Source organism: uncultured Jatrophihabitans sp. (genome assembly GCF_964251945.1).
GTDB lineage: Bacteria > Actinomycetota > Actinomycetes > Mycobacteriales > Jatrophihabitantaceae > Jatrophihabitans.
This window is the reverse complement of the sequence record NZ_CAXULP010000003.1, coordinates 227,383-254,175: the sequence shown is the minus strand read 5'-3', so window position 1 is coordinate 254,175 and position 26,793 is coordinate 227,383. Positions and strand designations below refer to the sequence as shown.

Sequence of the window (26,793 nt, the reverse complement as noted above, 5' to 3'; positions counted from 1 at the left end):
GCATGTTCTCCCCGAGCAAACCTGTTGCCAAGCCGGCGGCCGGCGGCGCCATCACGCGGCTGATCACTGCCGGTTCCTCCGTCCAGCGGGCGCATCGGCGGGGCGCCCTCAAGCGGTGGCTCGTTCGCCTGATCGCCGTCGTGGCCGTGCTGGCCGTGCTCTGGGCGCTGTTCCTCGTGATCGTGCGAATCGCCACCACTCAGATGTGGTTCGACTCGGTGCGGCACGGCGCCGTGTACCGGACGACGGTCGAGGCGCAGATCCTGCTGTTCTGCGTCTTCGGGGTCATCGCCTCGCTGGTGAGCGGCCTGACGATGCTGGCCGTTCGCCGGATGCGGTCGCCGCTCTACTTCTCGCAAGACGACGACACGATCCGCTGGATCTTCCGCAAATACGAACCGCGGGTGTCGCGGCTCCTTGTGCTCGCGGTCGCCGTGGTCCCGGGGATCCTGGTCGGGCGGCGGGCGGCCAGCGCGTGGCAGACCTACCTGATGTGGCGGCACGCCGCTCCGTGGCACGCGACGGACCCGCTGTTTCACAAGGACATTTCGTTCTTCGTCGAGGTCTATCCCTTTCACGCTTTGGTGGTGGCGTTGCTCTCGCAGGCCCTCTCCTACGGCCTGTGGATCGCCGTGGTCGGCGGCTATTGGTACGGCGGGTGGCGGCTGCGGCGGGGGCGGCAGAAGGTCACCCGGGAGTTCATCAGGCTGATGTCGCTGTTGCTGGCCGGCTACTTGGTGCTGAAGGCCGCCAACTACTGGCTGTCCCGCTACGCCCTCACCACCTCCTCCGCGCATGGGCCGGTGACCGGGCCCTCCTACACCGACGTCCACGCGGGCTTGCCGAGCACCTACGTTCTGACGGCCGTCGCGATCGGGTGCGCGCTGGCGTTGCTCGCCAACGCAATCCTCGCCGACGGCGTCCTGCCGCGTCGCCGATTCACTCCCCGCGGCCGGGTCCGGCTGCTTGCCGGCGCCCTCGTCCTCATGCTGGTCGTCTCGGGCGTGGTCGGTGCCGCGTGGCCGGCGCTGGTGTACCACTTCCGCGAGGCGCCCAGCGCCGCGAAGCTCGACCTCAGCGAGATCACCCATAACCAAGAGGCGACCCGCGCGGCGTTCGACCTCGACCGGGACGTGACGACGATTCCCTACGACCCGTCGTCGACGACGCAAAGCGCGGCGCTGGTGAAGCTGGCGAGCACGACGGCGCAGATCTCGGTGATCGACCCGAACCAGCTGTCACCGACCTTCAACGTCCAGCAGCAACTCCAGGCCTACTACGGCTTCAAGTCGACCCTCGACATCGGCAACTACGACATCGGCGGCTACTCGCAAGACGTGGCGCTGGCCGTGCGCGAGTTGCGAGCCGGCGGAATCCCCAAACCGAGCTGGGTCAACAACCATCTCGTGTACACCCACGGGTACGGCATCGTCGCGGCGCCGACCGACAAGGTGGACCCGAAGACCGAGAGCCCGGTGTACCTGAATGGCGGGAATCCGCCGAGCCAAGAAATCCCCGTCACCCGTCCGCAGGTCTACTTCAGCCCGTCGTTCGGAGCGTCGTCCTACTCGATCGCAGGCCAGCCCGCGGGCAGCCACGAACAGCTCGAATTCGACCACCCGGGGAGCAACGGCTCGCCCAAGTCGGCTCACACGACCTATCAGGGTGACGGTGGCATCCCGATCGGCTCGACACTTCGCCGGCTGCTGTTCGCGGTCCAAGAGCGCGACCCGAACATCCTGTTCAGCTCCGAGCTCAACAGCGCCTCGCAGCTGCTCACGCTGCGCGACCCGCGGGCCCGCGTGGCGAAGGTCGCCCCATGGCTGACGCTCGACGGCGACGTCTACCCGGCGGTCGTCAGCGGCCACATCGAATGGATCGTCGACGGCTACACCACCACGGCGAACTATCCCGACTCGCAGCTGGTCAATCTGCACACGGCCAGCCGGACGTCGCTGACTGCCCTTGGCGCGTCGATCGCCCAGCCGAGCACCCAGGTCAACTACCTGCAGAACTCGGTGAAGGCCGTCGTCGACGCCTACACCGGCAAGGTGACGCTGTACCAGTGGGATCAGACGCGCCATCCGGATCCGCTGCTCAAGACGTGGGAATCCGTCTTCCCCGGCCTGGTCAGGCCGCAGGCCGCCATCCCGCCGGCTTTGCTGCCCCAGCTGCGCTATCCCACGGATCTGTTCAACGTGCAGCGCGCCTTGCTCGCGAAGTACCACGTGACGGAAGCGGCGAACTTCTACAGCGGCAACGACTTCTGGACGGTGCCGGGCGACCCGACGACCTCGTCAAGCGCATCGCTGCCGTCGAGGTACAGCTCGATGTCCGCCGACGGGTTCGGCGCGCAGCGCTATTCGCTGTCCAGCCCGATGGTGACCCTCAACGGACAACAGCTCGCCGCGTTCGTCTCCGTCAGCGCCGAGCCTGGGCCGGACTACGGCAAGTTCACCGTGCTGGAATACCCGTCAGCGTCGGGCGGCGAGTCGCCCGCCCAGGTGCAGAACGACATCGAGTCCAACACCAGCATCACCGAGCAGCTGACGCTCCAGCGCGGCGGCAACTCCAAAGTGGTGCTCGGCTCGCTGGAGGCGATCCCCGTCGGCGGGCGCGTGCTCTACGTCGAGCCGGTGTACACCCAGTCGAGCGCCGGCGGCTCGTTCCCGGTCCTGCGGCACGTCATCGCGCTGTACGCCAACGGCGACCCGTCGTTCGAAGACAACCTCCCAGCGGCTGTGCGGGACGCGATCGAATCGGCGACCGGACCGCCATAAGACCGCGTGTCCGCGGTCCGCCAGTCGCCCGTGGCCAACGCCGCTGTTGTGCCTGCGCGGAACCTCACCGAGGCGGACTACTGCATCCTGGCTGGACCCGTGGTGGAACCCGGCGGCCGAAGCCCAGGCCATCGCCGGGTGCACCGCATCGGCCAGACCAAGAAGGTGATGGTGTATCGCCTGGTCGCCAAGGACACGATCGAGGAGAAGGTCGTGGCGCTGAAGGCGCAGAAGGCCGCGCTCGTCGACAGCGTCCTCGCCGACGGCGTGTTCTCCTCGGCGAAGCTCTCCGCCGACGACATCCGCGGAATGCTCGGCTGACGGCGGCGGGCTCTTGCGCCGGAGCGTCCACCGCGCCGGCGCCCGGCCTGCGGGCGCGGCGTCAGGGCGCGGCGTCCGGGCGCCGCGTCCGGGTGCCGCCTCGTCATCACCTGGCGCGAACGGCGCAGGTCGCGCTGGCGCCGCCGGCCAGGCCGCCGGCCGCGCCGATCGTCACCCGAAACCGGTAGGCGCCCTTCGTCGCCAACGTGGCCGAGAGCGAGTACGCGCCGCCGGCAAGCCGCTTCCTCGCGACGGTCCGCCAGGTCGAGCCCACCCGGCGTTGCAGCGACACCGTCTGCCCGGCGGCGCTTGGCGAGACCATGCCGTGCAGCCGCACCGAGCGACCGTGTCGCACGGCGCGCGACGACGCGGCGATCGACACGGCGCGTCGCACGGCCGTCGACACGGCGGTCGAGACCGCGGCCGCGTAGCCGCCGTTCGCCGGCACGGCCAGCCGAAGCTGCCCGGAGTAGCGGGGACGGACGGCGAAGGCGAGCGACCCGGTCGCGCTCGACGTCGCGGTTGACAGAATTGAGAAGCCCCCGGCGCTGCCGGCCCGTCGGTACTCCAGGCGCACGCGTTGGCCGGCGATGCCGCGGCCCGCCGCCGTCGTCAGCCTGCCGGTCACCCGCGCCGCCTCCCCAAAGCCGACCGAGCCCGGCGCCGCCGGGGCGCCCAGCCGGGTCGTGGCGCGCGGCACCACGGCGGGCGTCGCCGCGGGAGCGCCGAGCCCCTCGGCGTTGGCCGCGACGACGGTGAACGTGTAGACGACGCCGTTGGTGAGCCCGGAGACCACGCACGAAGTTCCCGTCGTGGCGCACCTGCCGTTCGGCGTGCCGACCACCGTGTAACCGGTGACGTCCGCGCCGCCGTCGTAGTCGGGCTCGTCCCAGCGGACGGTGGCCCGGCCGTCGGCTGCGCTCACCGAGATGACGGGCGGGGCGCTCGGCGCGGTGAGGTGCGGCGGCTCGAACGGCGCCGGGTCGGGCGCGCGGGTCACCGTCAAGCCAGGCGCCGGCCCGCCGAGCGCGATCGCCAAACTGCTCGCGTCGTAGGCAGCCCGGTTGCCGGCGCGGTCGGTCAGCGTGAGCGACCCGACGTGCCACTCGCCGATGTCCGCGGCGTCGCCCAGCGGGTGCGTCTCGGTGTAGACGCCGGCGACGTCGTCGCCAGCGACGGGCGGGTCCTGGAAGTCGTATTCGACCTGGACGCCGCTCGGCGACACGAGCGTGAGCGCGCCGTAGTCGAAGCCGGCCGCCGGCGCGCCGCCGTCGGAGACGCCGAGGCTGACGCTGACGTCCTGGGTCGGGTCGACGCTCGTGGGCGCGATGGTCAGCGAGGTGGGGGCCGGTGGCGCGGCGTCGGAGTTCGCGGCGACGACGGTGACCGCGGCGTGCGTGCCCAGCGAGTCCGCGGCGGTGACGACCTGCTGGTTGCCGGCCTGGTCGATCAGCGTCACGCTCGCGATCGACCAGACGCCGGCCGCGGCCGAGGGCAGGACGGCGGAGAATCCCATCGTCCCGTCGAGCGGGCTCCCGACCACGGGCGTGTCGGTTGCGTCGATGGTGATGTCGTTGGCGTGGTCGACGACGCCGGTCGGGTCCTGGAACGAGACGACGGCCTGCGCGACGCCGGAGATGTCGTCGGTGAAGCCGACCTGCCCGACCACGTAGGCGTCCCCGCCGTCGTAGGCCGTCGACACGGTGCTCGGGCCGAGTCGCAGGCTGGTCAGCGTCGGCGCGGCGCTGTCCTCGCGCAGCGTCGCCCGCACCCGCGCGGTCGGCGGCGCCGGCCCGTCGGTCGCGTCGTAGAAGGACTGGTTGCCCTGCGCGTCGGAGACGTCGGCGTAGGTCAGCGTCCAGGTGCCGGCCGCGCCGCGAACCGGGAAGACGACGTGTGCGGTCCAGTAGCCGTCGGTCGCCGTGCCGGCGGCCGGGTCGCCGGAGAATCCGCCGTCGGCGGTCTGCGTGCCGTCCGGCGAGCTGAACTCCAGATTTCCGCCGACCACGCCGGACAGGTCGTCGATCGCCCGCACTGCCACCGTCACCGTCGGGCTCTCGCTAGTGGTGTCGATCGCCGTGGTGCTCAGCATGGGCGTGACGGTGAGCAACTCCGGCGCCGCGGTGTCGGCCGTGTGCGAGACCGCGACGGCGCCGCCGAGGCCGGCGCTGCGATCGAGCAGATTGCCGTAGCCGTCGTGCGCGTCGAGCGAGACGACCGTCCAGCTGCCGGCCGGGTCCTGCGGGTCGATGACCGCATCGCCCGTCCAATCGCCGTCTGCGGGCGTCCCGTCAGCGCCGGCGGGCGGGTTGAGCGCGAGCTCGGTGAGATCGCCGTGCGGGTTCTGCAGGGTCAGCGTCGCGTCGGCGACACCGGAGATGTCGTCGCTCAGATGCACGCTGTACACGACCGTCCGAGCGTGCCGGGTGGTGTCGACGCTCGTCGGCGCCGCGTCGACACCACCGACGAGCACCGGTGGCGTGGTGTCGTCCTGATGGGTGATGGTCAGGACGGCGGATGGGGTGGTCGAGCCGGTGTGGTTGCCGGCGTCAGTGAGCGACACGGTCGCCGTGTACGCACCGCCGGGCGTCTCCTGCGGGATCGGGATCGCGACGTCGTAGCCGCCGTTGGTGAGCGTGCCCGACGTCAGATCGCCCGCGTCCAGCCAGACGGCGTCGAGCGCCGCGCTGCCGGCGGCGAAGGTGATCGTGCCGCGGTTGAACCCGGTCGCGTCGGCGATCTGCAGGTGCGCGGTGACCGAGCTCTGCCCGGCCGAGTCGTCGACGGCGTGCGGGGAGACGCTGAACGCGGTCAGCGCTGGCGGGCTGGTGTCGGCCACCGCGTCGGCCGCGACGGGCGTGACGACGAGCGCGGCGGCGGCGACGGCGGTGGAAAGGGCGGCGATCCAGATGCCCGCGATCCGGTGGCGCGCGCCGACGGCCGCGACGCCGGCGCGGGTACGGACGCGAGGCATGCATTACTCCGTGAACAAGCCAGCCCCGCGCCGGATATGGTCGCCGCTTTCCTACCCGTAACTAACACGGATCTAACATCAGTCGATCTAGCTCGGCGGGCCGACCTCGCCGCGCAGCGCCAGGACCGCGTCGTAAGCGCGTCGACGCGGCCACCCGGTCAGCTGGGCCAGCGCTCGCGCGGCTGCGGCGACCGGCACCCCGTCGGCGAGCAGCCCGACGACCGCGGCCCGCGGGCCCGGATCGAGGGCCTGTTCGCCCGGCGCCGCGGCGAAGCAGACGAACGCCGGGCCGCGGCCGGGCAGGTCGGGAATCGTGTCGCCCGCCGGGTGCACCGGCGGCGCGGTGTCCCGGACGATGGTGGCTGCCGCGCTGCCACGCAGCTGCCGGGCGAGCTGGACGATCTCCGGCAGCCTGCGCACGTCGGCCGCCAGCAGAACCCGCGCGGCCGCCGGGGCGTCGCGCAGCACCTCGCGGGGATCAGCTCCCGCCGGGGCGAGCACCAGCGGCGAGTCGCCGAGGCTCGCCGCTGCGGCGGCCAGCGCGGGCGGCAGGCCGACGACGTCGAGCGCGACATCATCGGGGAGCCAGACCGTCGCGTCGGCGCTCCGCTCGCCGGGCACGGGAACCGTGCGGCCGGGCAGGTCACGGGTGCTGAGCACGAGCAGCCGCCCGTCGAGGCGATCCGGCGGGCGGTCCGCCGGCGCCTTGGACGACGCTCTGGCCGGCGCTCGGAACATCGTCCGGACAGCCGCCTGGTTCGACTGCTGGTGCGAATCGGCGAGCGCCCGCGCGCCGGCGTCCTCGGCGAGGACCAGGTCCGCGGCCGCGAGCTCGGCGGCCAGGCGCGGGTCGCGGGCCCGCGTGGAATCTGCCGCGAACAGCACGACCGTCGGCCGGTTCGGCGCGGCGGTCAGCTCGACAACGACCCGCGTTGTCGGGTCGCGCAGCGCCGCGCGCAATCCCGCCGGCAGGTCGGCGGCGCCGGCGTCTGCGGCGGACGCCAGCGTGCCGGGCAGCCGGAGCGGGCTGCGCCGGATGACCGCGGGGCCGCGCGGGTCCCACGACGAGTTCGCGGTCGCCGCGAACTCGAAACGCTCGCGCCCGGCCACGACCGCCACGAGCACCGCGCCGGCGAGCGGCTGTGCGGGATCGGCCTGCGCCCCCACGGCCACCACGCAGGTGGCGCGTTCGCTGATCTCGGCGTCAAGGCTCAGCTCGAGCGTCTTGGCGTGCGTGGCCCGGATGGCCGGGTGGCCGCAGCCGGTGAATCGCACCGCGCCAGCCTAAGGTTGCGCGGGTGCGGCAAGTGCTGGGCAACGCCACCGTCGAGCTCGCCGCCGCCGAGTTCGCCGCGCTGCGCGACCGGCACGCCGGCCTGCTGCTCGATCTCGGCGCCGGCGACGGCAAGCACGCGCTCGCCGTCGCCCGGGCGCGTCCGGACGTCCTCGTCGTGGCGTTGGACGCGAGTCCCGACGGACTGCGCAGAGCGGCAGCGCGGGGGGCTGCCAAGCCGGCGCGCGGTGGCGTGCCGAACGCGGTGTTCGTGTGGGCGGCCGTCGAGCAGCTGCCGCCGGAGCTGGCCGGCGTCGACGAGGTGCACTGCCTGATGCCGTGGGGGAGCCTGCTGCGGGCGCTCGCCGGCCCCGACCCCGCCGTGCTGCGGTCCCTCGCGTCGGCCTGCGCGCCGGGCGCCGGCTTGTTGATCACGCTGAACCTGCACGCGTGGCGCCCGCCCGTCCCGGAAGTCGGCGACGCGCCGGAGCCGACGCCCGAGACGGCGCTGGCCACGCTGGGGCCGGCGTACGCACAGGCGGGCTGGGCGCTTACCGGCGCCGACCGGCCGGGCGCAGCCGAGCTGGCTGCGCTCGGCACGAGCTGGACCAAACGGCTCGGTTCCTCCCGCGCCGAGCTCGCCGTGCTCGCACTGCGCGGCCGCCTCGCCTGAGTGTTGGCCCGCCTGAGTGTTGGCCCGCGTGAATGTTGGCCCGCGTGAATGTTGGCCCGCCTGAGTGTTGGCCTGCCTGGGAGTTGGCATCGGAGCGGGGCGGCGCGCCGGCAACGACGCCGCTCCGCAGCCAAGAAATTCAGGCGGGGAACTGGCGGCAGTACTCGTAGAGCGCCATCGCGGTCGCCGTCGCCACGTTGTAGCTGTAGGGCAGCCCCCACACCGGGATCTCCACGGTGTCGTCCAGCTCGGCGAGCTCCGCCTCGGTCAGTCCGGCTCGCTCGTTGCCGATCACCAGCGCCGTCCGCCGCGGGAATCGATAGTGGTGCAGGTCGGCGGAGTTCGTCGTCTGCTCCAGCCCGACCAACCGGTACCCGTCCGCGCGCAGCGTGCGCAGCACCGGCGGCAGCGAGTTGCGGACCTCCAGCCCGACCCGGTCCGCCCCGTCGCGGGCGATCGTGCGGTCCAGCCGGACGTGCCCGCAGACGATCATCCGCTCGACGCCGCAGCAGCCGGCGGTGCGTGCGATCGTCGACAGGTTGACGTTGCTGCGCATCGGCGCGCAGGCCACCACCAGCTCGCGCGGTCGTTCCAGGGGCGCCGGCGGCCGGTGCCGGACCTGCTCGAACTCGGCGCTCACCCGGCACATTCTGCGCGCCTCGCCCCAGCCCGGCGCGGCGTAGCCTGCGGCGGTGGCTGCCGACCGCGAGCTGGTCGACGGCGCCGTCGACCGCGACCTGGTGCTGCGTTCGGCCCGCGGACACGGTGTGCTCGCCGCGACGATCCTCGGCAGCGGGCTCGCCTCGCTCGACGGCACCGTCGTCAACGTCGCGCTGCCGCGCATCGGGCGCGACCTGCATGCGGGGCTCGTCGCCCTGCAGTGGACCGTCAACGCGTACACGCTCACGCTCGCCGGCTTCCTGCTGCTCGGCGGCGCGCTCGGCGATCGGCGTGGGCGACGGCGGATCTTCCTGCTCGGCGTCGTCTGGTTCACGGCCGCGTCCGTCGGCTGCGCGCTGGCGCCGACCGCCGGCGTGCTGATCGGCATGCGGGCCCTGCAGGGCGTCGGCGCCGCGTTGTTGACGCCGGGCTCCCTCGCGATCCTCGAGGCGGTGTTCCGCCCGGAGGACCGCGCCGCGGCTGTGGGGTCATGGTCCGGTCTGGGCGGCGTCGCGACGGCGATCGGGCCGGTGCTCGGCGGCGTGCTGGTCGGCGTCGCGCCGTGGGGCTGGCGGCTGGTCTTCCTGCTCAACGTGCCGCTCGCCGCGGCGGTGATCTGGCTGTCGATCCGCTTCGTGCCCGAGACCAGGGACGAGGAGGCGACCGGACGGCTGGACCTGCCCGGTGTCGTGCTCGCCGCGGCCGGTCTGGCGTTGCTTGTCTACGCGCTGACCGAGGGCCCCCAGCGGGGCTGGTCGGGCGGCATGATCGCCTGTCTGCTCGGCGGGTTGGCGCTGCTCGCCGCGTTCCTGCTCGGCGAATCGCGCAGCGGCAATCCGCTGATGCCGCTCTCGCTCTTCCGCGACCGTGAGTTCGCCGCGGCCAACATCGTGACGCTGGCCGTTTACGCGGCGTTGTCTGCCGCGCTGTTCCTCATCCCGCTTCAGCTGCAACGGGTGTCCGGCTACTCACCGGTCGCGGCCGGCACTGCGCTGCTCCCGGTGACCGCGGTGATGCTGCTGCTGTCGGCGCGCGCCGGTCGGCTCGCGCAGCAGATCGGGCCGCGGATCCCGATGACGGTCGGCCCGATCATTGCGGCCGTGGGCCTCGCGATGCTCACCCGGGTCGGCCGGGACGCGTCTTACCTGACCGACCTGCTGCCGGCAGTGCTGGTGTTCGCGCTGGGGTTGTCGGCGACCGTCGCGCCGCTGACCGCCACCGCGCTGGCCTCCGCCCCGGCGCATCAGGTCGGCGTCGCGTCCGCGGTGAACAACGATGTCGCCCGGGTGGCCGGCTTGTTGTCCGTCGCGGTGTTGCCGGGCCTCGCCGGCATCTCGGCGAAGGCCTATGCCGATCCCGCCGCGCTGTCGTCCGGCTTCCACACCGCGGCGCTCATCGCCGCCGGGCTGTGCGCGAGCGGCGGGGTGCTGGCCGCGCTGCTCATTCGCGGTAAGGGCGACACCGCACTCCCCACCGGGCCGGACCTCCGCACCGGGCCGGCCGCCGCCTCGGGGGACGGGCCGGGTCCGGAGTCGGGATCTGTGCCGCGGGAGCTCGCGCCGGTGACGGCGCCGCGGCCCACATCGTCCTGCGCGATCTCCGCGCCGCCGGCGCGGCCCTGACCGGCGATCGGCCGGCGCTTGCTCGGTCAACGGTTTGCAAGGTCTGTGACGCGCACCCCCTCGGCGCTCACTTCGACGAGATGCCGGTCCGGCACCAGCGCCCAGCGCGGATCGTCGTCCCACGGCTCGCTCGCGACTGCCACGCCATCGGGCTCGACGAGGTAGCTCAGCTCGTCGCCCCAGGTGACCCCGCGGATCGTCGCGCCGTCGGTCAGCAGCACAGACAGAAACGCCTCTGGATCGCGCGCGGCGACCGCGCTCAGCGTCTCGACGACGCGCTCCGGCCCGGTAGCGAAGACGTGCGCGGCTAGCACAGCCGAGTCGCACACCGACTCCGCGGCCGCCGCCGCCGAGTCGGGCAGCGCCGCGCGCGACACCCGGCCGTTGTGCGACAGCAGCCACTGGCCGTCGGTGAACGGCGCGGCGGCCGCCTCCTCGATCGGCATCCCGACGGTCGCCGAGCGGACCGCGGCGAGCACCGCGCCCGAGCGCAGCGCCGGGGCGAGCGAGGCGAACGACGCGTCACCCCACAGCGGCCGGGCCGAGCGCCACCGCCGCGCGGCGCCCGTCTCGTCGAAGAAGCCGACGCCCCAACCGTCGGCGTTAAGCAGGCCGCGCTTCTGCCGGCGCGGTGCGTAGGACTGCCGCAGCAGCCCGCACGGCGGCTCGAGCACGAGGTCGGCGAGCGAGCGCGGCGCGCCGAGCCAGGCGAGGTGCCTACACATGCGCCGGCTCAGCCATCGATGACGTCCCAGGCGAGGCGGAACCCGCAGAAGATCTGCCTGCGGATCGGCAGGTCCCAGTTGCGGAACGACGGACGGACCGCCGACGCGCCGGTGGCCCAGGACCCGCCGCGCAAGACCCGATAGTCGCCGTCTGACGCCCCCGCGCCGGGAAAGAACGGCGCGCTGTACTGGCGGTAGAGCATCGGCGTGAAGCCCGGCCACGGCTCCAGGCGCGAGGACGTCCACTCCCAGACGTCGCCGATCAACTGCTCGACGCCGTAGGCGGACGCGCCGGCCGGGTACGCGCCGACCGGCGCCGGGCGCAGCGCCGCGCCGTCGAGGTTCGCGAGCGCCGGCGTCGGCGCGGCCGACCCCCACGGCCAGCGCCGCCGCCGCCCCGCGGACGGGTCCCAGACGCAGGCCTTCTCCCACTCCTGCTCGGTGGGCAATCGAGCGCCAGCCCACCTCGCGTACGCCTGCGCCTCGTAAAAGCAGACGTGCTGCACGGGCTCGTCGGGCGACAGCGGCTCGAGCGTGCCGAACCGCACCCGGCCACCGTCGGGCGTCCAGAACTGCGGGCGCTCGAGGCCCGCCGCCAGCCGGTGCCGCCACCCGATCGGCGACCACCACCGCCGATCGGCGTACCCGCCGTCGTCGATGAAGCGCCGGTACTCGGCGTTGCGAACCGGCGCCCGGCAGATCCGGAACGCCGGCAGGTGGACAGCGTGCGCCGGCCGCTCGTTGTCCAGCGACCACGGCTCGTCGGCGGCGTCCACGCCGAGCACGAAATCGCCGGCCGGCACGAGAACCGACTCGCTCGCCAGTGCGCGGCCCGGTGGCAGCGGCGCGCCGGGGCCGAGCAGGGTCTCGCCCGAACGCAGCTGATGGGTGGCGAGCATCGTCTCGACGTGCTGCTGCTCGTGCTGCTCGATCATCGAATAGGGAAACAGCGCGTCCGCGGTGTCGTCGGCGCGAGCCAGCGCGTCCAACACCCGGCCGCGGACATCGGCCAGGAACGCCCGCGCCTGCCCGGGCGACAGCAGTGGCAGAGCCGCCCGACTCGCGCGGGGATTCTCGAACGCGTCGTAGAGCCGCTCGATCGCGGCCGGCAGCTGACCCTGCGCCGCGGCCACGCCGCCGCGCAGCAGCCACAGGTCTTCCTGCTGCCCGATGTGCGCGAGGTCCCAGACGAGCGGGCTCATCAGCGGGCTGTGCTGCATCGTGAGCTCGCCGTCGCCGAACTGGGTGAGTCCGCTCGTCCGGGCCCGCGCGGCCTCGAGGCCCCGCGCGATCGTCTCAGGCACGGGCTTCCTCCGCCAGCACCGCGAGCGGCCCGTGGCGTTCGGCGCGCTCGCGCAATTCGTCGCCCGGCGTGCGACCGGCGAAGACGAGCTCGGCATACGCCTCGACCTCGGCCCGCCCCTCGGCTGGGCACCGGTCAGCCGCCACCGCGACACAGCTTTCTGCGGCCGCGCGCAACGCCTGATCGGCGAGCCCGTCGCGGGCCGCGACAGCGCGGGCGTCGCCGACCGGCTCGACGACCTCCGCCGCCCGGTCGGCGGCCACCGGATCGTCGATCAGCGTCGCGGTGATCGTGGCGACTGCCGGCCACCAGCGATGCGGCGCCGCGTCGAGGTAGCGGATCTCGACGTACCCGCGCGGGCGGACCGGCGGGAACAGCGTCGTCAGGTGGTAGTCGATGTCGGCCAGCGTGGGTCGTCGCGGAATCGGCGCGCTGCCGTCCAACCAGGCCGCGAGCGGCACGCGGCTGGTGATCGCGACGGCGCCGTCGGCGGACAGGACGAGCATCACCGGCGCCTGCAGCGCATAGGTGGCCCACGCCGCCGCGGGGTCGGCACCAGACACCGGGTCGCTGCGGGCCGAGTCGATGCCGTGCCACGCCTGCTGGCGCATCGACCGCCAACCGGACGCGTCGCCGGCAAGGTAAGGCGAGCACGCGGCGAGCGCGGTCAGCACCGGACCCAGCCGGCGGATCAACTCCAGGCGCGGACCCCAGCCCGCCCGCGGCCCGGCGTCGAGGTTGACCTGCAGCGCCGCCGTCGCCGACATCATCGCCCGACCCGGCGTCGCGCAGCCGAGAGCGGCGAAATGCTGCTCCATCGCCGCGTACCGCAGGCTCGGATTGACCCGGCGCACTGGCCGCGCCGGATCGGCGCCGAGCGGCGCCGCGCCCAGGCCGGCCTGCGCAAGAGCCGCCTGCAGCACCCGGGCGTCGGCGCGAAGCGCGGCCACCGAGTCGACGATCCCGACGGTCGGCGGCGTGGACAGCTCGATCTGCCCGCCCGGCTCGAAGGTCACCGCGCTGCCGCCCGGCATTGCCGGCAGCCCCGCCGCGACCGTGGTGAGCCGCGTCCACGTCGGGCGCTGGGCCGGCCGGGCGAGGTCGACCACATGCAGCTCGAGCTCGAGACCGACCAGCCCCTGTGCGTCCGAGGCCGTCTCCTGCAGCGCGGTGGTCGCGATGTGCTCGCGTGCCGCCGTGACGGCACGGCGAGGATCGGCCAGCGCGCAGTCGAGCTCGTCAGCGTCCGGGCTGCTGGCTGCGCCGGGCGAAACCGGTGCGTGCGGTGCGTTCATCCGCCCCCTCCAGGTCCGGACCGGCCGCCTCGAACGGCGACCGCGGGTCGGTGCGGGGGCGGCACGGCTGACTCGCCGAAGTGAACTGCTCACCTGGTGAACTCGCGCCGGACCGTCCTCGTGTGTGCCCGTCCAGTCTTACCTCCGGGCGCCGACAACGCCACCAGCGCCGGTCGACGGCGGCTGGTGGACGGCGGCTGGTGGACGGCGGCCCATATCGTTTCGCCATGACCGACACCGCAGCTCCGACCGCGACCGAGATCGCCGATGCGGTGCGCGCCGGCCGCCTGACTGCGCGGCGCGCCGTCGAAGACGCGCTGAGCCGGATCGAGGCCGTCGACAACCGGCTGCACGCCTTCCAGGAGGTGCGCGTCTTCGCGGCGCTGCGCGAAGCCGACGAGGTCGACGCCCGCCCGGACCGCGCTGAGCTGCCGCTGGCCGGCGTGCCGATCGCGATCAAGGACAACGTGCCGGTCGCCGGCGAGCCGATGCGCGACGGCACCAGCGGCAGCGACCCGTCGCCCCAGCGCGCCGACCACGAGGTCGTGCGCAGGCTGCGCGCCGCCGGCGCGGTGGTCGTCGGGCTCACCACGGTGCCCGACCTGTGTGTCTTCGGCGCGACCGACTCCGTCTTCGGCATCACCCGCAACCCGTGGAACCCCAGCCGCAGCCCCGGCGGCTCGTCCGGCGGCTCGGCCGCGGCGGTCGCCGCCGGCGCGGTTCCGCTAGCGCTGGGGAATGACGGCCTCGGGTCGATCCGGATCCCGGCTGCGTGCTGCGGCCTGGTCGGGCTCAAGCCCGGCGCGGGCGTCGTGCCGTCCGACCTCGGGCGCGACTCGTGGCTGGGCATGGCCGAGAACGGGCCGCTCGCGACGACCGTCGAGGACGCCGCGCTGATGCTGTCCGTGCTCGCCGACCGCCCCGGCCTGGCGCGGCGCACCTCCCCGGGGGCGCTGCGGATCGCGGTGTCGACGCGCACGCCCGTCCGCGGCTTTCGGGTCGACGCCCACTGGCGGGCGGCCGCCGTCGAGACCGCCGACCTGCTCGCGGCCGACGGGCATGTCGTCAGCTCTGCCGCGCCGCCGTACGACCAGGGTCTTGCGCTGCAGACGTTTCTTCGCTGGATCGTCGGCGCGGCCGGCGACGCGGACCTGCTGCGCGATCGCAGCGAGCTGCCGGCGCGCACCCGTCGGCACGCCGCGCTCGGCCGGGCGGCGCGCACTGTGAAGCTGCCGCGCGACCGCGGTCGACGTCGCTGGCAGACGGCCGTCGAGCACTTCTTCGCCGAGTACGACCTGCTGCTCACGCCGGCGCTGGCCCGATCGCCGCTCGAGGCCGCCGCCTGGTCCCGGCGCGGGTGGACGCGCAACGTCGCCGCCAACCTGCGCTACGCCCCGTTTGCCGCGCCGTGGAACGTCGCCGGGTGGCCGGCGATGAACGTGCCGGCCGGTCTCGGCCCGGACGGCCTGCCCTTGGGTGTGCAGCTCGTCGGCAAGCCAGGCGCGGAAAGCCAGCTGCTCGCCGCCGCTCGCGAGCTGGAGCGGCTGCGGCCCTGGCCGCGGGTCGCGCCGCCGGCCGGTTGACGCGCGAGCAGCCGACCGGTCGGCTCAGCGGTCGCGCCGATCAGACCCCGCGCGGTCGCGCCGATCAGACCCCGCGCGGTCGCGCCGATCAGACCCCGCGCGGTCGCGCCGATCAGCCGCCGCGCCGTGGCGCGTCCTCGTCATCGTGTTCGCGCAGATCGACCAACGCGTGGTCCGTGCCGGCGTCGTCGCGCGCAGCGGCGTCCCGGGTGGGCCGGACCGCCGGGCGAAGCGGCGGCGGACTCGGCGCGATCACGTGCAGCCGCACGTCGGCGACCACCCGTTCGGCGGCCAGCTGGTCGCGCAGGTGCTTGATCGTCTGGTCGTACACCAACCGCCGGACGAGCCCAGGGGCGAGCGAGCCAGCGATCCCGGCCAGCCGGCCGCGACCGGCGGCGAGCTCGATCGGGTTGCGGATCTCGACGGTGATCACCCGCCGCGGCGAGCTCGACGACGTCGGTCCGGCGAGCGCGCGATCGAGGTTGCGCGCCAGCGTCGGGTCCGGCCGCGGCTGCGCGGACATGCGCAGCAGCAGGTAGCCCAGCGCGCCGAGCGCGGTCAACGTCGTGCCGGCGAACACGATCGCCAGGATCAACACGCCTGCCGACGCTACCGGCGAGCGGATGCCGCTCGACGTGGCGCCGGCGAAGACATCAGCGCGTCGGCACCGGGTCCGTGTGCCCAGCCCGGGCGGCGATCACCCCGGCTTGGAACCGGCTGCCTGCGCCGACCTGGGCCATGTAGTCGGCGATGTGCCGGCGGCAGGTGCGCACCGAGATCGAAAGCCGTCGCGAGATCGTCTCGTCCTTCTCGCCTTCGGCCATCAGCCGCAGGATGGCTATCCGGGTCTCGTCGATCTCGTTCTCGCCTTCGGCTTGCTTGTTCAGGACGTCCTCGAGCGGAGAGGCCTCGGCCCACAGCTGCTCGAACGTCGCGACCACCCAAGCTATGACGTTCGGCTCGCGGACGATCGCGAGTCCGTGCCGGCCCGACTCGCTGGTCGGGATGGGCAGGAGGGCGATCGCACGGTCGATGACCAGGCTGCGGCCGGGCACCGACGAAGCCAACCGGATCTTCGCGCCGTTGCCGGCCAGCTCGTGGAGATACGCGCGGGTGGCCCGGTCGCGCAGCGCCGTGTGCTGGTACAGCGCGCGGGTCCGGATGCCGCGCCGAGCGGAGTACGCGTTGGCGACGCGGGTTCGGCCGTCCATCCGGGTCGACGGCAGCCGGCCGGGCGCGACCGACAGCAGTTCCCGCTCAGAGCGGTCGGCATAGTGCATCAGCACGTTCGCCATCTCGCCCTGGTCGTCGATGACCTCGACGGCGGTCTCCCCCGGGCGGGCGGTGAGCAGGTCGTTCCAATCCGGCACCAGGCGCCGGATGGTGTCTCGGCGCTGCTCGACGGCGGCCCGGCGCGCGGCGAGCTCCAGATCCTCGGCCCCGAGGACGGTGGCCTCGGCCAGCATTGGGCTCACCGCAGTCAGCACGTCGTCGTCGCCGACCCGCAGCAGGCCGAACTCCGCGAGGCGGGCGGCCGACTTGTCGATCTCGTCGACCGTGCGGCCCAGCTGCTCGGCGAGTTGCCGCGCCCCGGCGTGCTCGGTGCCCAGCACGAGGCGGTACAGCGCGACTTCTGCCTCGCTCAGCTGGCCGACTTGGCCCATGTGCCGCTCTCCGCCGCTCGTCGAAGGAACGTGAGTTCGTGCCAGGCAGCTACCTGCCAGTACATCGATTGGAAATCCGCCCGAAGTGCCTTGATTCTATGGCCTAGCGGTGAGGTTTGCCGTCCTGCCGGTGACGGGCCGTGACCGAACGGTCCTGCGACGACGAAAGGGTGCCAATGCGAGCGTCCAGGCTACGACGGCTTTGCGCGGAGCTCGTCGCGCTGTGCGGGGTCGGGCTGGCTGTGGCGCCGGTGGCCGTCGCATCGTCGGTCGCATCGTCTGGCGCGTCGCCCGCGGCGTCGTCTGCCTCGACGCACAAGGTCGCGAAAGTCCCCTCGACGCAGGTCCGTCCGGCCGATTGGTGGTTCTGAACGCCGTCGGCTTCGCCACGCGCCGGTCCGGCCGCGCGCGCCGGCCGCGTCGTCGCGTTCTGCGAGGATCGAACGATGACCGCACCGGCGCAGGGCGCCTCGGACGGCGTCCCGGACGGGTTGGTCCACGTCCACAGCGGCAAGGTGCGCGAGCTGTATCGCAGCGCCGACGGCCGGCTCGTCATGGTGGCCAGCGATCGGATGTCCGCCTTCGATCACATCCTGGAGACCCCGATCCCGGACAAGGGCCGAATCCTGACCGCGCTGTCGGCTTGGTGGTTCGAGCAGCTGGCCGAAGTCCCGAACCACCTGATCGCGCTTGACGACCCGCTGCTGCCGGCCGCCTGGCGCGGGCGGGCCACGGTGTGCCGGGCCCTGGACATGGTGCCGGTCGAGGCGGTCGCGCGCGGCTACCTCGCCGGCTCCGGGGTGCTCGACTACCGCGCGAGCGGGAGCGTCTGCGGCGTTCCCTTGCCGGCCGGGCTGGCCGACGGCGCCCGGCTGCCCGAGCCGATCTTCACCCCGGCGACCAAGGCGGCGGTCGGCGAGCACGACGAGAATGTGACGTTTGACGAGGTCGCCGCGGCAGTCGGCGAGCGGACCGCCGCCGAGCTGCGGGACCTCACGCTGCGCATCTACCGCCGCGCCGCCGTCATCGCCGCGGATCGCGGCCTGCTGCTGGCCGACACGAAGTTCGAGTTCGGCCGCGACCCGGCGAGCGGCGAACTCACCCTGGGCGACGAGGTGCTGACGCCGGACTCGTCGCGGTTCTGGCCGGCCGACGACTGGCGGCCGGGCCGGCCGCAGCCGAGCTTCGACAAGCAGTACGTACGCGACTGGCTGTTGTCGCCGGCTTCCGGCTGGGACCGCGCGTCCGACGCGCCGCCACCGCCGCTGCCCGACGACGTCGTGGCGGCCACCCGCGATCGGTACGTTGAGGCCTACGAGCGGCTCACCGGCCGGCGGTTCGCCGACTGGTCGGCGTGAGGTTCGCCGCATAAGTTGAGTGATCAACTACCGTCGTCCTAGGTTGGCGACAGGCTCGGCCGACCCAGGCTTGGCCGGACTTAGGAGGGCAACTCGCATGAAGCTGCTCGTCATCATCGCCAGCACCCGGCCCAGTCGGGTGGGCAAGAAGGTCGGCGACTGGTTCGTCGGCCGGGCGCGCGAGCACGGCGCGTTCGACGTCGAGGTCGCCGACCTCGCCGAGCTCCGGCTGCCGTTCCTGGACGAGGCGGCGCATCCACGCCTCGCCCGCTACGAGCACGAGCACACGAAGAACTGGAGCGCCAGCGTCGACAGCGCGGAAGCCTTCGTGTTCGTGCACCCGGAGTACAACCACAGCTACACCGCGCCGTTGAAGAACGCGATCGACTTCCTGCAGCGGGAGTGGGCGTACAAGCCGGTCGGCTTCGTCAGCTACGGCGGGCTGGCCGCCGGCGTCCGCGCCGTGCACGACCTCAAGGCGGTGCTGGCGACGCTGCGCGCGACGCCCGTGGTCGAAGGCGTCCCGGTCCCGTGGGTCGCAACGATGATCACGGACGACGGTTTCGAGCCGACCGAGGTCGTCGCCGGCTCGGTCAAGCCGATGCTCGACGAGCTCGCCCGCTATGCGGTGGCGCTCGCGCCGCTGCGCGCTGCCCACTGACCAGCCCTTGCGAAGTTGTCCTCGCTTCGGCGTGCCGGACGCCGTTGAAGCGAGGACAAGTCGTAGGTCAGGCGGCGCCGATAGGGTGCAGGCAGCATCCGTCTGAGCTGAAGGAGCACCCGTGGCTCGCGTGGTCGTCGACGTCGTGCTCAAGCCGGAGATCCTGGATCCGCAGGGCCAGGCCATCGTCGGCGCCTTGGCCCGGCTCGGCATCGCGGGCGTGCGCGACGTGCGCCAGGGCAAGCACTTCGAGCTCGATGTCGAGGACGACCTCGACGACGCGACCGTCGTCCGGCTGGCCGACACGCTGCTCGCGAACCCGGTGATCGAGAACTTCAGCGTCCACCACGGCTGAGTAACCTTTGGGCCGTGCCGTCTCGCGTTGGTGTGGTCACCTTCCCCGGCAGCCTGGACGACCGCGACGCGCTGCGGGCGGTGGGCGCCGCCGGGGGCGAGGCGGTGCCGCTGTGGCACGCCGACCCGTGGCTGCACGACGTCGACGCGGTCATCCTGCCGGGCGGGTTCAGCTACGGCGACTACCTGCGCTGCGGCGCGATCGCGCGGTTCGCCCCGGCGATGCAGTCGATCGTCGACGGCGCTCGCCAGGGCATGCCGGTGCTCGGCGTCTGCAACGGCTTCCAGGTGCTGTGCGAGGCGCATCTGCTGCCGGGCGCGCTGATCCGCAACGCCCAACGCAAGTTCGTCTGCCGCGACCAGGTGTTGCGCATCGAGAACAACCGGACGCGCTGGACGTCTGGCTACGCGGCCGGGCAGGACGTCGTCATTCCCCTCAAGAACGGCGAGGGCGGCTACGTCGCCGACGAGCGGACCCTCGACGAGCTCGAGGCGACCGGCCGCGTGGTGGCGCGCTACCTCGGCGACGACCCCAACGGCAGCTACCGCCGGATAGCCGGAATCACCAACGAGGCCGGCAACGTGGTGGGGCTGATGCCGCACCCCGAGCACGCCATCGACCCGCTCACCGGCCCGAGCGCCGACGGGCTGGCGTTCTTCCGCTCGGTCCTCGGGGTGCCGGCCTGATGGTCGACAACCCCAGAGTCGACACCCCCAGAGTCGACAACCCCAGAGTCGACACCGTCGAACAGGCCGCGAAGACGCCCGAGCAGCCGCAGCCCTACCGCGAACTCGGGTTGGCCGACGAGGAGTACCAGCGGGTTCGGCAAATCCTCGGCCGTCGGCCGACCAGCAGCGAGCTGGCCATCTACTCGGTCATGTGGAGCGAGCACTGCTCGTACAAATCGTCGAAGGTGCATCTGCGCCAGTTCGCTGAGAAGAGTCCGGCAAAGGCGTCCGGGGTGTTGCTGGTCGGGCCCGGCGAGAACGCCGGAGTGGTCGACGTGGGCGACGGCTGGGCGGTCACCTTCAAGATCGAGTCGCACAACCACCCGTCCTATGTCGAGCCCTACCAGGGCGCGGCGACCGGCGTCGGCGGCATCGTGCGCGACATTCTGACGATGGGCGCGCGCCCGGTCGCGGTGCTCGACAGCCTGCGCTTCGGCCCGCTCGACGCGCCGGACACCGCCCGCGTGCTGCCCGGCGTCGTCGCCGGCGTCGGCGGGTACGGCAACTGCCTCGGCCTGCCGAACATCGGCGGCGAGGTGTACTTCGACGAGACCTACGCCGGCAACCCGCTCGTCAACGCGCTGTGCGTGGGCGTCCTGCGCGCCGACGGCATCAAGCTCGCCAAGGCCGACGGCCCGGGCAACAAGGTGGTGCTGTTCGGCGCGCGCACCGGCGGCGACGGCATCGGCGGGGCGTCGGTTCTCGCCAGCGCGACCTTCGACGCCGAAGGCTCGGCGAAGCGGCCGAGCGTGCAGGTGGGCGACCCGTTCGCCGAGAAGGTGCTCATCGAGTGCTGCCTGGAGATCTTCGCCGCCGATCTCGTCGTCGGCATCCAGGACCTCGGCGCGGCCGGCCTGTCCTGCGCCACCACCGAGCTGGCGGCGGCCGGCGCCGGCGGCATGGATGTGCGCCTCGACCTCGTCCCGCTGCGCGACCCGACGCTCGCGCCCGAAGAGATCTTGATGAGCGAGTCGCAGGAACGGATGATGGCCGTCGTCGCGCCGGAGCGGCTGGACGAGTTCCTCGCCGTCTGCGCGAAATGGGAGGTGACCGCGACCGTCATCGGCGAGGTCGCCGCGGTGACTCCGGACGAGGCTGCGCGCGGCGGCCGGCTGCGGATGAGCTGGCACGGCGAGCAGATCGTCGACCTGCCGCCGCGCACCGCCGCGCACGACGGCCCGGTCTACCGCCGGCCGATCGAGCGGCCGCTCGACCAGGACGCCGTGGTCGGCGTGCACGGCAAAGGCCTGCCCCGGCCGCGTCGCAGCGAGGAGCTGCGCGCGACGCTGCTGCGGATGATCGCCGCGCCGGACCTCGCGGACAAGTCCTGGGTCACCGACCAGTACGACCGGTACGTGCAGGGCAACACGGTGCTGGCGGCGCCCGAAGACGCCGGGGTGATCCGGCTCGACGACTCCACCACCCGCGGCATCGCGATCTCGACCGACGGCAACGGCCGCTACGCCCGCCTCGACCCCTACGCCGGCGCGCAGCTCGCGCTCGCCGAGGCCTACCGCAACGTCGCGACGACCGGCGCCCGGCCGCTCGCGGTGACCAACTGCCTGAACTTCGGCTCGCCCGAGGACCCGGGCGTCATGTGGCAGTTCGCCGAGGCCGTCCGGGGTCTGGCGGACGGCTGCCAGCAGCTCGGCGTGCCGGTGACCGGCGGCAACGTCAGCTTCTACAACCAGACCGGGACGACCGCCATCCTGCCCACCCCGGTGATCGGCGTGCTCGGCGTCCTTGACGACGTCCGCCGCCGCACGCCGCAGGCCTTCGCCAGCGACGGGGCTCTGATCTACCTGCTCGGCGACACCCTGGACGAGTTCGGCGGGTCGCAGTGGGCGCACGTCACGCACGGGTTCCTCGGCGGCCTGCCGCCGGCCGTCGACCTGGAACGCGAACGGCTGCTGGCCGACGTCCTGATCAACGCCTCGCGGGACGGGCTGATCGACTCCGCGCACGACCTCGCCGACGGCGGCCTGGCCCAGACGCTGGTCGAGTGTTGCCTGCGGCGAGACGCCGGCGCGCGCATCGTCCTGCCGGACGGCGCCGATCCGTTCGTCGCGCTGTTCAGCGAGTCGGCCGGCCGGGCGGTCGTGAGCGTCCCACGCAGCGAGGAAGTGCGCTTCACCGACGTCTGCACGGCGCGCGGGTTGCCCGCCGCGCGGATCGGCGTGATCGACCTGCTGGTGGCCGAGCTGGACGTGCAAGGCCAGTTCAGGATTCCGCTGCGCGAGCTGCGGGAGGCCTGGGCCGGCACGCTGCCGCGCCGCTTCGAGCGGTGAGCGGCCGGCTGCCGGCGTTGCTCGAGGCATACGCCGCGCAGCTGGACGCGCTGGTCGAGTGGCTGGTCGAGGTGCCGGACGTCGACTTCGCGCGGCCGTCGGCGCTGCCCGGGTGGACCGTGGGCGCGCTGGTCGCCCATCTCGCGCGCAGCAACGACAACCTGCCCGCGCGGCTGCGGGCGCCGGCCCGCGGCGACGTCGCGGCGTCGCTCGCCGACTATGTCCGTGGCTACCGGGCCGCGGCGCAGGAGATCGCCGCGCACGGCCGGTCCGCCGGCGAGGCCGCGACGCCGGCCGAGCTGCGCGCGGCCCTGCGCACCGGCGCGGAGATCCGCGCGGCCGGCGCTCAGGTTGCCGACCGGGCCGTGGTGGAGGGTCCGCGCGGGCTGTTGACGGCGCTGGACTGGACGACGTCTCGGGTGATCGAGCTGGTGACGCACGCCGACGACCTGTCCCGCTCGCTGCCCGAACAAGACCCGGCGCCGCTGCTGCGGCCGGCGCTCGCCGAGACCGTGCGCGCGCTCGCGCATCTGCTTGCCGCGCAGGCGCCGGGCCGGTCGGTGGAGCTGCGGATCCCGCCGTTCGTCGCGGTGCAGGCGATCGCCGGGCCGCGGCACACGCGCGGCACGCCGCCGAACGTCGTCGAGACCGACGCGGTGACCTGGTTGCGTCTGGCGACCGGCCGGCTGCCTTTCGCGGACGCGGTCGTGGCGGCGAAGGCCCGCGCGAGCGGCAACCGCGCCGACCTGACGCCGTACCTGCCCGTCCTCTGAACCCTGCGAGTTGTCCGCGCGTCGCGGGGCTCACCGCCGCCGTTCCGTACACTAGGACGCGTGGCGAGAGGCGACGGCAAGCTCACCCACGACCTCCTTTCTGACGACAAGCAGCCGCAGGACGCATGCGGCGTGTTCGGCGTCTGGGCGCCCGGCGAGCAGGTCTCGAAGCTGACCTACTTCGGGCTGTACGCGCTGCAGCACCGCGGACAGGAAGCCGCCGGCATCGCCGTCAGCGACGGCGGCTCGCTGGTGGTCTACAAGGACCTGGGCCTGGTGTCGCAGGTCTTCGACGAGTCGACGCTGACCACCTTGCAAGGGCATATCGCGGTCGGGCACACCCGCTACTCCACGACCGGTTCGTGCACCTGGGAGAACGCGCAGCCGAGCTTTCGCACCACGCCAGCCGGCACCGGCTTGGCGCTCGGCCACAACGGCAACCTGGTGAACACCGCCGAGCTCGCCGTGGAGGCTCGCGCGCTGGGCATCCGCAGCTCGCTCGGGGCCACCACCGACTCCGAACTGCTCACCGCGATGCTCGCCGCCCGCCCGGACGTCAGCGTCGAGCAGGCGGCGATGGACGTGCTGCCGCGCTTGCGCGGCGCGTTTTCGCTCGTGTTCATGGACGAGCACACCCTCTACGCCGCGCGCGACCCGCAGGGCGTTCGCCCGCTCGTGCTCGGCCGGCTCGAGCGCGGCTGGGTCGTGACGTCGGAGACGGCGGCGCTGGACATCGTCGGCGCGAGCTTCGTGCGCGAGATCGAGCCCGGCGAGCTCATCGCCATCGACGAGGACGGCCTGCGCTCGCAGCACTTCGCGGCGGCCGAGCCGAAGGGCTGCGTCTTCGAGTACGTCTATCTCGCCCGGCCGGACACCACGATCGCCGGCCGCAGCGTGCACTCCGCGCGCGTCGCCGTCGGCCGACGGCTGGCGCGCGAGCACCCGGCGCAGGCCGACCTGGTCATCCCAGTGCCGGAGTCCGGCACACCGGCGGCCATCGGGTTCGCCGAGGAATCCGGCATCCCGTACGGCCTCGGCCTGGTCAAGAACTCCTACGTCGGACGCACCTTCATCCAGCCGTCGCAGACGATCCGCCAGCTCGGCATCCGGCTGAAGCTGAATCCGCTGCGCGACGTCATCCGCGGCAAGCGGCTCGTCGTCGTCGACGACTCGATCGTGCGCGGCAACACCCAGCGCGCGCTCGTGCGGATGCTGCGCGAAGCCGGCGCGGTCGAGGTGCACGTGCGCATCTCCTCACCCCCAGTCAAGTGGCCGTGCTTCTACGGCATCGACTTCGCCTCGCCCGCCGAGCTGGTCGCGAACGGCCTGGACAACGAGGGCATCCGGGCCTCGATCGGCTCTGACTCCCTCGGCTACGTCTCGCTCGAGGGTTTGATCGCGGCCACCGAGCAGCCGAAGACGCGGCTGTGCAGCGCCTGCTTCGACGGCGTGTACCCGATCGAGTTGCCGGACCTCGTCGGCAAGCACGTGCTGGAGGGCATCGAGAAGTCCGCGCAGCGGCTCGAAGGCGCCCAGCCGGCCGACCTGTCACCGCACTCGACCCGATCGTCGGGCTGGGGCGCCGAAGACGCCTTGTCGCGGCCGTGACCGCCGGCGACACGACCGCCGGCGACACGACCGCCGGCGGCACGACCGCCGGCGGCACGACCGCCGGGCTTCGCGGGTGAGCCGCTACGCGGCCGCCGGCGTCGACATCGCCGCGGGCGAGCGCGCCGTCGAGTTGTTGCGGGACTCGGTGAAGCGGACCGGGCGTCCAGAGCTGCTGGGCGGCCTGGGCGGATTCGCCGGGCTCTTCCAGCTCGATCTCACGAGATACCCGAATCCGGTGCTCGCCAGCTCGACCGACGGTGTCGGCACGAAGCTGGCGATCGCTCAGGCGCTCGACCGGCACGACACGATCGGCATCGACCTGGTCGCCATGGTCGTCGACGACCTGGTGGTGGTCGGCGCCGAGCCGCTGTTCCTCACCGACTACATCGCCACCGGCAAGGTGGTGCCGGAGAAGATAGCGACGATCGTCGGCGGTATCGCCGAAGGCTGCGTGCAGGCCGGCTGCGCGCTGGTCGGCGGCGAGACCGCCGAGCATCCCGGCGTCATGCGCCCGGCGGACTACGACATCTCCGGCACCGGCGTGGGAGTGGTCAACGCCGACGCGGTGCTCGGTCCGGAGCGCGTCGTGCCCGGCGACGTGCTCATCGCGCTGGGGTCCTCGGGGCTGCACTCGAACGGCTACTCGCTGGTGCGGCACGTGCTGCTGGACACCGCGGGGCTCTCGCTGGCCGCCCGGCCGGCGTTGCTGGGCGGCCGGACGCTCGGTGACGAGCTGCTCGTGCCCACCCGCATCTACGCCGCCGACTGCCTGGCGCTGGCCGCCGAATGCGGCGCGCACGCGTTCGCGCACATCACCGGCGGCGGGTTGGCCGGCAACCTGATCCGGGTCCTGCCGGATGGCGTGCGGGCGGTCGTCGACCGCGCCACATGGGCGCCGCAGCCGATCTTCGAACTCCTCCGCACGACCGGCGACCTCGCCCAAGCCGACATGGACGAGACCTTCAACATGGGCGTCGGCATGATGGCTGTCCTGGCGCCTGAGCGGGCCGGCGACGCGCTCGACCTGTTGGCGGCTCGCGGCGTTCCGGCGTGGCAGGTCGGTGCCACTGACGCGGCCTCGTCGCCGTCGGCCCCGCCGTCCGTCGAACTCGTGGGAGCTTTCGCCGCGAGCTGATAGACCGCGGCCCGGCCATGCCACGGTCGAGCGCGACCTGGACGTTTCACGCGAGATGACCGCAATATGGCTGTCACGGATTATCCGGGTATTGAGAGTTGCGCACCTGCGCACCTCGACGGGACGAAAGCCCTTATGGGTGCGGGACCTGCGGCCGCTGGACGGCAGCGCCCGACTCTGCCAAGCGCGCCGGTGAGTGAACGGCAGTCAGCATCCTGCCGAGATGGCGACGGCCGTGACCGTCGCCATGCTCAGCGCTCGGTGCCGGTCCAGTCGTCGTACTCGTCCTCGTCGGAGTCCTGGGCCGGCGCGTGCGCGCCGTTCACGCCGTTCACCGAGTCCGCGACGCCGAGTTCACGCTGCAACGCGTCGAGATCAGTGAAATGCGCGTTGTACTTCAGCTCTCGGGCCACCTTTTGCTGCTTGGCCTTAGCCCGGCCGCGCCCCATGGCTCGACCCCCTCGCTCGCACGCTCATCCGCCGAGTGTCTCGCTGCAGAGCGCCATTGGCTGCCGAGCGAGGTCGTGCGGGAAAGTTGTCATCTCGTGCGGCCAGCGTACTCCGCAGCTGACCGCGGACGCATCCCGCGCCGGCTGTGGCGTATTCCCGAAATGTCCGAATCGGGACCACCGCAAACCGGACACGGACCCCCGGGGTGGCACACAGTGGACAGTTGAACGCTAAGCGATAGCTGGGCGAACTTCACCCTCGGCATACTTGGCGGGTCAGCGCGGAAATTGGACTCCGTGTGACATATCTGGAGGGACACAAACTATGACGACGGTTCGTCACCGCCCGGAGACTGAGGCACTGCTCACGCCGTCGGAGGTCGCAACGCTTTTCCGCGTCGACCCGAAGACTGTGACCCGCTGGGCCAAGGCCGGCAAGCTCACCTCGATCCGCACGCTCGGCGGCCACCGCCGCTACCGCGAGTCCGAGGTCCGCTCACTGCTTGACGGCAACACGGCCACGGTCGACGCCTGACACAGTCGCACAAGCAGCACCCGCACC

22 protein-coding genes and 1 pseudogene are annotated in these 26,793 nt (G+C 72.8%); 14 read left to right on the top strand and 9 right to left on the bottom strand.

The features are described 5' to 3' along the window. Nucleotides 1–2 precede the first annotated feature (2 nt). Complete coding sequence (locus tag ACFFBG_RS08715; RefSeq protein ID WP_375477697.1) at nucleotides 3–2,780, top strand: UPF0182 family protein; 2,778 nt, start codon at nucleotides 3–5, stop codon at nucleotides 2,778–2,780. 60 nt (nucleotides 2,781–2,840) lie between these two features. Continuing rightward, nucleotides 2,841–3,101: pseudogene (locus tag ACFFBG_RS08710) on the top strand (helicase-related protein); the annotation flags it as partial. Nucleotides 3,102–3,207: 106 nt separating this feature from the next. Here the strand turns inward: ACFFBG_RS08710 and ACFFBG_RS08705 are convergent. Further along, on the bottom strand, nucleotides 3,208–6,075 hold the full coding sequence (locus ACFFBG_RS08705; RefSeq protein ID WP_375477695.1) for a fibronectin type III domain-containing protein: 2,868 nt from the start codon (nucleotides 6,073–6,075) through the stop codon (nucleotides 3,208–3,210). Between the two features lie 87 nt (nucleotides 6,076–6,162). After that, nucleotides 6,163–7,350 carry a DUF371 domain-containing protein gene (locus tag ACFFBG_RS08700; RefSeq protein ID WP_375477693.1) on the bottom strand — a complete coding sequence of 396 codons (1,188 nt, stop codon included), beginning with the start codon at nucleotides 7,348–7,350 and terminating at the stop codon, nucleotides 6,163–6,165. A 23-nt stretch (nucleotides 7,351–7,373) separates the two neighbouring features. On the opposite strand from ACFFBG_RS08700, the gene ACFFBG_RS08695 reads away from it, so the two are divergent. Further along, nucleotides 7,374–8,021 carry a class I SAM-dependent methyltransferase gene (locus ACFFBG_RS08695; RefSeq protein WP_375477691.1) on the top strand — a complete coding sequence of 216 codons (648 nt, stop codon included), beginning with the start codon at nucleotides 7,374–7,376 and terminating at the stop codon, nucleotides 8,019–8,021. A gap of 139 nt (nucleotides 8,022–8,160) precedes the next feature. Here ACFFBG_RS08695 and ACFFBG_RS08690 read toward each other — a convergent pair whose 3' ends face one another. Beyond that, complete coding sequence (locus ACFFBG_RS08690; RefSeq protein ID WP_375477689.1) at nucleotides 8,161–8,670, bottom strand: TrmH family RNA methyltransferase; 510 nt, start codon at nucleotides 8,668–8,670, stop codon at nucleotides 8,161–8,163. A gap of 43 nt (nucleotides 8,671–8,713) precedes the next feature. Between ACFFBG_RS08690 and ACFFBG_RS08685 the strand changes: the two genes are divergently transcribed. Next, nucleotides 8,714–10,303, top strand: coding sequence for an MFS transporter (locus ACFFBG_RS08685; RefSeq protein ID WP_375477687.1), 1,590 nt, complete (start codon nucleotides 8,714–8,716; stop codon nucleotides 10,301–10,303). A 26-nt stretch (nucleotides 10,304–10,329) separates the two neighbouring features. Here ACFFBG_RS08685 and egtC read toward each other — a convergent pair whose 3' ends face one another. The 3 genes from egtC to egtA are packed head-to-tail and all read right to left on the bottom strand — an operon-like array spanning nucleotide 10,330 to nucleotide 13,626. Then, on the bottom strand, nucleotides 10,330–11,028 hold the full coding sequence (gene egtC / locus ACFFBG_RS08680; protein WP_375477685.1) for an ergothioneine biosynthesis protein EgtC: 699 nt from the start codon (nucleotides 11,026–11,028) through the stop codon (nucleotides 10,330–10,332). An 8-nt stretch (nucleotides 11,029–11,036) separates the two neighbouring features. After that, nucleotides 11,037–12,332 (bottom strand): ergothioneine biosynthesis protein EgtB, encoded by a 1,296-nt coding sequence (gene egtB / locus ACFFBG_RS08675; protein WP_375477683.1) that lies wholly within the window; start codon nucleotides 12,330–12,332, stop codon nucleotides 11,037–11,039. Beyond that, nucleotides 12,325–13,626 carry an ergothioneine biosynthesis glutamate--cysteine ligase EgtA gene (egtA, locus tag ACFFBG_RS08670; protein WP_375477681.1) on the bottom strand — a complete coding sequence of 434 codons (1,302 nt, stop codon included), beginning with the start codon at nucleotides 13,624–13,626 and terminating at the stop codon, nucleotides 12,325–12,327. Before egtA ends, egtB begins: the two co-directional genes overlap by 8 nt. 227 nt (nucleotides 13,627–13,853) lie before the next feature. On the opposite strand from egtA, the gene ACFFBG_RS08665 reads away from it, so the two are divergent. After that, nucleotides 13,854–15,209, top strand: coding sequence for an amidase (locus tag ACFFBG_RS08665; RefSeq protein WP_375477679.1), 1,356 nt, complete (start codon nucleotides 13,854–13,856; stop codon nucleotides 15,207–15,209). 112 nt (nucleotides 15,210–15,321) lie between these two features. On the opposite strand, the gene ACFFBG_RS08660 is transcribed toward ACFFBG_RS08665, so the two are convergent. Together ACFFBG_RS08660 and ACFFBG_RS08655 are read right to left on the bottom strand one after the other, a co-directional pair. Then, nucleotides 15,322–15,807 (bottom strand): hypothetical protein, encoded by a 486-nt coding sequence (locus ACFFBG_RS08660; protein ID WP_375477677.1) that lies wholly within the window; start codon nucleotides 15,805–15,807, stop codon nucleotides 15,322–15,324. Nucleotides 15,808–15,862: 55 nt separating this feature from the next. Next, a complete protein-coding gene (locus ACFFBG_RS08655) occupies nucleotides 15,863–16,873 on the bottom strand; it encodes a LuxR C-terminal-related transcriptional regulator (RefSeq protein WP_375477675.1) in 1,011 nt (336 codons plus the stop codon). Between the two features lie 446 nt (nucleotides 16,874–17,319). Here ACFFBG_RS08655 and ACFFBG_RS08650 point away from each other — a divergent pair, with 446 nt between their 5' ends. From ACFFBG_RS08650 to purM, 8 genes are all read left to right on the top strand, one after another. Beyond that, the gene (locus tag ACFFBG_RS08650) at nucleotides 17,320–18,231 is read left to right on the top strand and encodes a phosphoribosylaminoimidazolesuccinocarboxamide synthase (RefSeq protein WP_375477673.1); all 912 of its coding nucleotides are present in this window, start codon (nucleotides 17,320–17,322) and stop codon (nucleotides 18,229–18,231) included. Nucleotides 18,232–18,328: 97 nt separating this feature from the next. Further along, on the top strand, nucleotides 18,329–18,892 hold the full coding sequence (locus ACFFBG_RS08645; protein ID WP_375477671.1) for an NADPH-dependent FMN reductase: 564 nt from the start codon (nucleotides 18,329–18,331) through the stop codon (nucleotides 18,890–18,892). A gap of 121 nt (nucleotides 18,893–19,013) precedes the next feature. Further along, nucleotides 19,014–19,247 carry a phosphoribosylformylglycinamidine synthase subunit PurS gene (gene purS / locus ACFFBG_RS08640; RefSeq protein ID WP_375477669.1) on the top strand — a complete coding sequence of 78 codons (234 nt, stop codon included), beginning with the start codon at nucleotides 19,014–19,016 and terminating at the stop codon, nucleotides 19,245–19,247. 14 nt (nucleotides 19,248–19,261) lie between these two features. Further along, the gene (gene purQ, locus ACFFBG_RS08635; RefSeq protein WP_375477667.1) at nucleotides 19,262–19,933 is read left to right on the top strand and encodes a phosphoribosylformylglycinamidine synthase subunit PurQ; all 672 of its coding nucleotides are present in this window, start codon (nucleotides 19,262–19,264) and stop codon (nucleotides 19,931–19,933) included. Next, complete coding sequence (purL, locus tag ACFFBG_RS08630; RefSeq protein ID WP_375477665.1) at nucleotides 19,933–22,263, top strand: phosphoribosylformylglycinamidine synthase subunit PurL; 2,331 nt, start codon at nucleotides 19,933–19,935, stop codon at nucleotides 22,261–22,263. The genes purQ and purL overlap by 1 nt, the downstream gene beginning before the upstream one ends. Continuing rightward, nucleotides 22,260–23,036, top strand: a complete 777-nt coding sequence (locus tag ACFFBG_RS08625; RefSeq protein ID WP_375477663.1) for a sterol carrier family protein — start codon at nucleotides 22,260–22,262, stop codon at nucleotides 23,034–23,036. Before purL ends, ACFFBG_RS08625 begins: the two co-directional genes overlap by 4 nt. 60 nt (nucleotides 23,037–23,096) lie before the next feature. Next, nucleotides 23,097–24,644, top strand: a complete 1,548-nt coding sequence (gene purF, locus ACFFBG_RS08620) for an amidophosphoribosyltransferase (RefSeq protein ID WP_375477661.1) — start codon at nucleotides 23,097–23,099, stop codon at nucleotides 24,642–24,644. A gap of 76 nt (nucleotides 24,645–24,720) precedes the next feature. Beyond that, nucleotides 24,721–25,782 carry a phosphoribosylformylglycinamidine cyclo-ligase gene (gene purM, locus ACFFBG_RS08615; RefSeq protein ID WP_375477659.1) on the top strand — a complete coding sequence of 354 codons (1,062 nt, stop codon included), beginning with the start codon at nucleotides 24,721–24,723 and terminating at the stop codon, nucleotides 25,780–25,782. Between the two features lie 251 nt (nucleotides 25,783–26,033). On the opposite strand, the gene ACFFBG_RS08610 is transcribed toward purM, so the two are convergent. Then, complete coding sequence (locus ACFFBG_RS08610; protein WP_375477657.1) at nucleotides 26,034–26,231, bottom strand: DUF3073 domain-containing protein; 198 nt, start codon at nucleotides 26,229–26,231, stop codon at nucleotides 26,034–26,036. 325 nt (nucleotides 26,232–26,556) lie between these two features. On the opposite strand from ACFFBG_RS08610, the gene ACFFBG_RS08605 reads away from it, so the two are divergent. Beyond that, nucleotides 26,557–26,766, top strand: coding sequence for a BldC family transcriptional regulator (locus tag ACFFBG_RS08605; protein WP_375477655.1), 210 nt, complete (start codon nucleotides 26,557–26,559; stop codon nucleotides 26,764–26,766). Nucleotides 26,767–26,793 lie beyond the last annotated feature (27 nt).

Excerpts from the sequence above, each read along its gene's own strand:
- ACFFBG_RS08655 (WP_375477675.1), bottom strand. The coding sequence starts at position 16,873 with ATGGGCCAAGTCGGCCAGCTGAGCGAGGCAGAAGTCGCGCTGTACCGC.
- ACFFBG_RS08645 (WP_375477671.1), top strand. The coding sequence starts at position 18,329 with ATGAAGCTGCTCGTCATCATCGCCAGCACCCGGCCCAGTCGGGTGGGC.
- ACFFBG_RS08605 (WP_375477655.1), top strand. The coding sequence starts at position 26,557 with ATGACGACGGTTCGTCACCGCCCGGAGACTGAGGCACTGCTCACGCCG.
- ACFFBG_RS08705 (WP_375477695.1), bottom strand. The coding sequence starts at position 6,075 with ATGCCTCGCGTCCGTACCCGCGCCGGCGTCGCGGCCGTCGGCGCGCGC.
- egtA (WP_375477681.1), bottom strand. The coding sequence starts at position 13,626 with ATGAACGCACCGCACGCACCGGTTTCGCCCGGCGCAGCCAGCAGCCCG.
- ACFFBG_RS08610 (WP_375477657.1), bottom strand. The coding sequence starts at position 26,231 with ATGGGGCGCGGCCGGGCTAAGGCCAAGCAGCAAAAGGTGGCCCGAGAG.
- ACFFBG_RS08665 (WP_375477679.1), top strand. The coding sequence starts at position 13,854 with ATGACCGACACCGCAGCTCCGACCGCGACCGAGATCGCCGATGCGGTG.
- egtC (WP_375477685.1), bottom strand. The coding sequence starts at position 11,028 with ATGTGTAGGCACCTCGCCTGGCTCGGCGCGCCGCGCTCGCTCGCCGAC.
- ACFFBG_RS08690 (WP_375477689.1), bottom strand. The coding sequence starts at position 8,670 with ATGTGCCGGGTGAGCGCCGAGTTCGAGCAGGTCCGGCACCGGCCGCCG.
- ACFFBG_RS08650 (WP_375477673.1), top strand. The coding sequence starts at position 17,320 with ATGACCGCACCGGCGCAGGGCGCCTCGGACGGCGTCCCGGACGGGTTG.
- ACFFBG_RS08715 (WP_375477697.1), top strand. The coding sequence starts at position 3 with ATGTTCTCCCCGAGCAAACCTGTTGCCAAGCCGGCGGCCGGCGGCGCC.
- purL (WP_375477665.1), top strand. The coding sequence starts at position 19,933 with ATGGTCGACAACCCCAGAGTCGACACCCCCAGAGTCGACAACCCCAGA.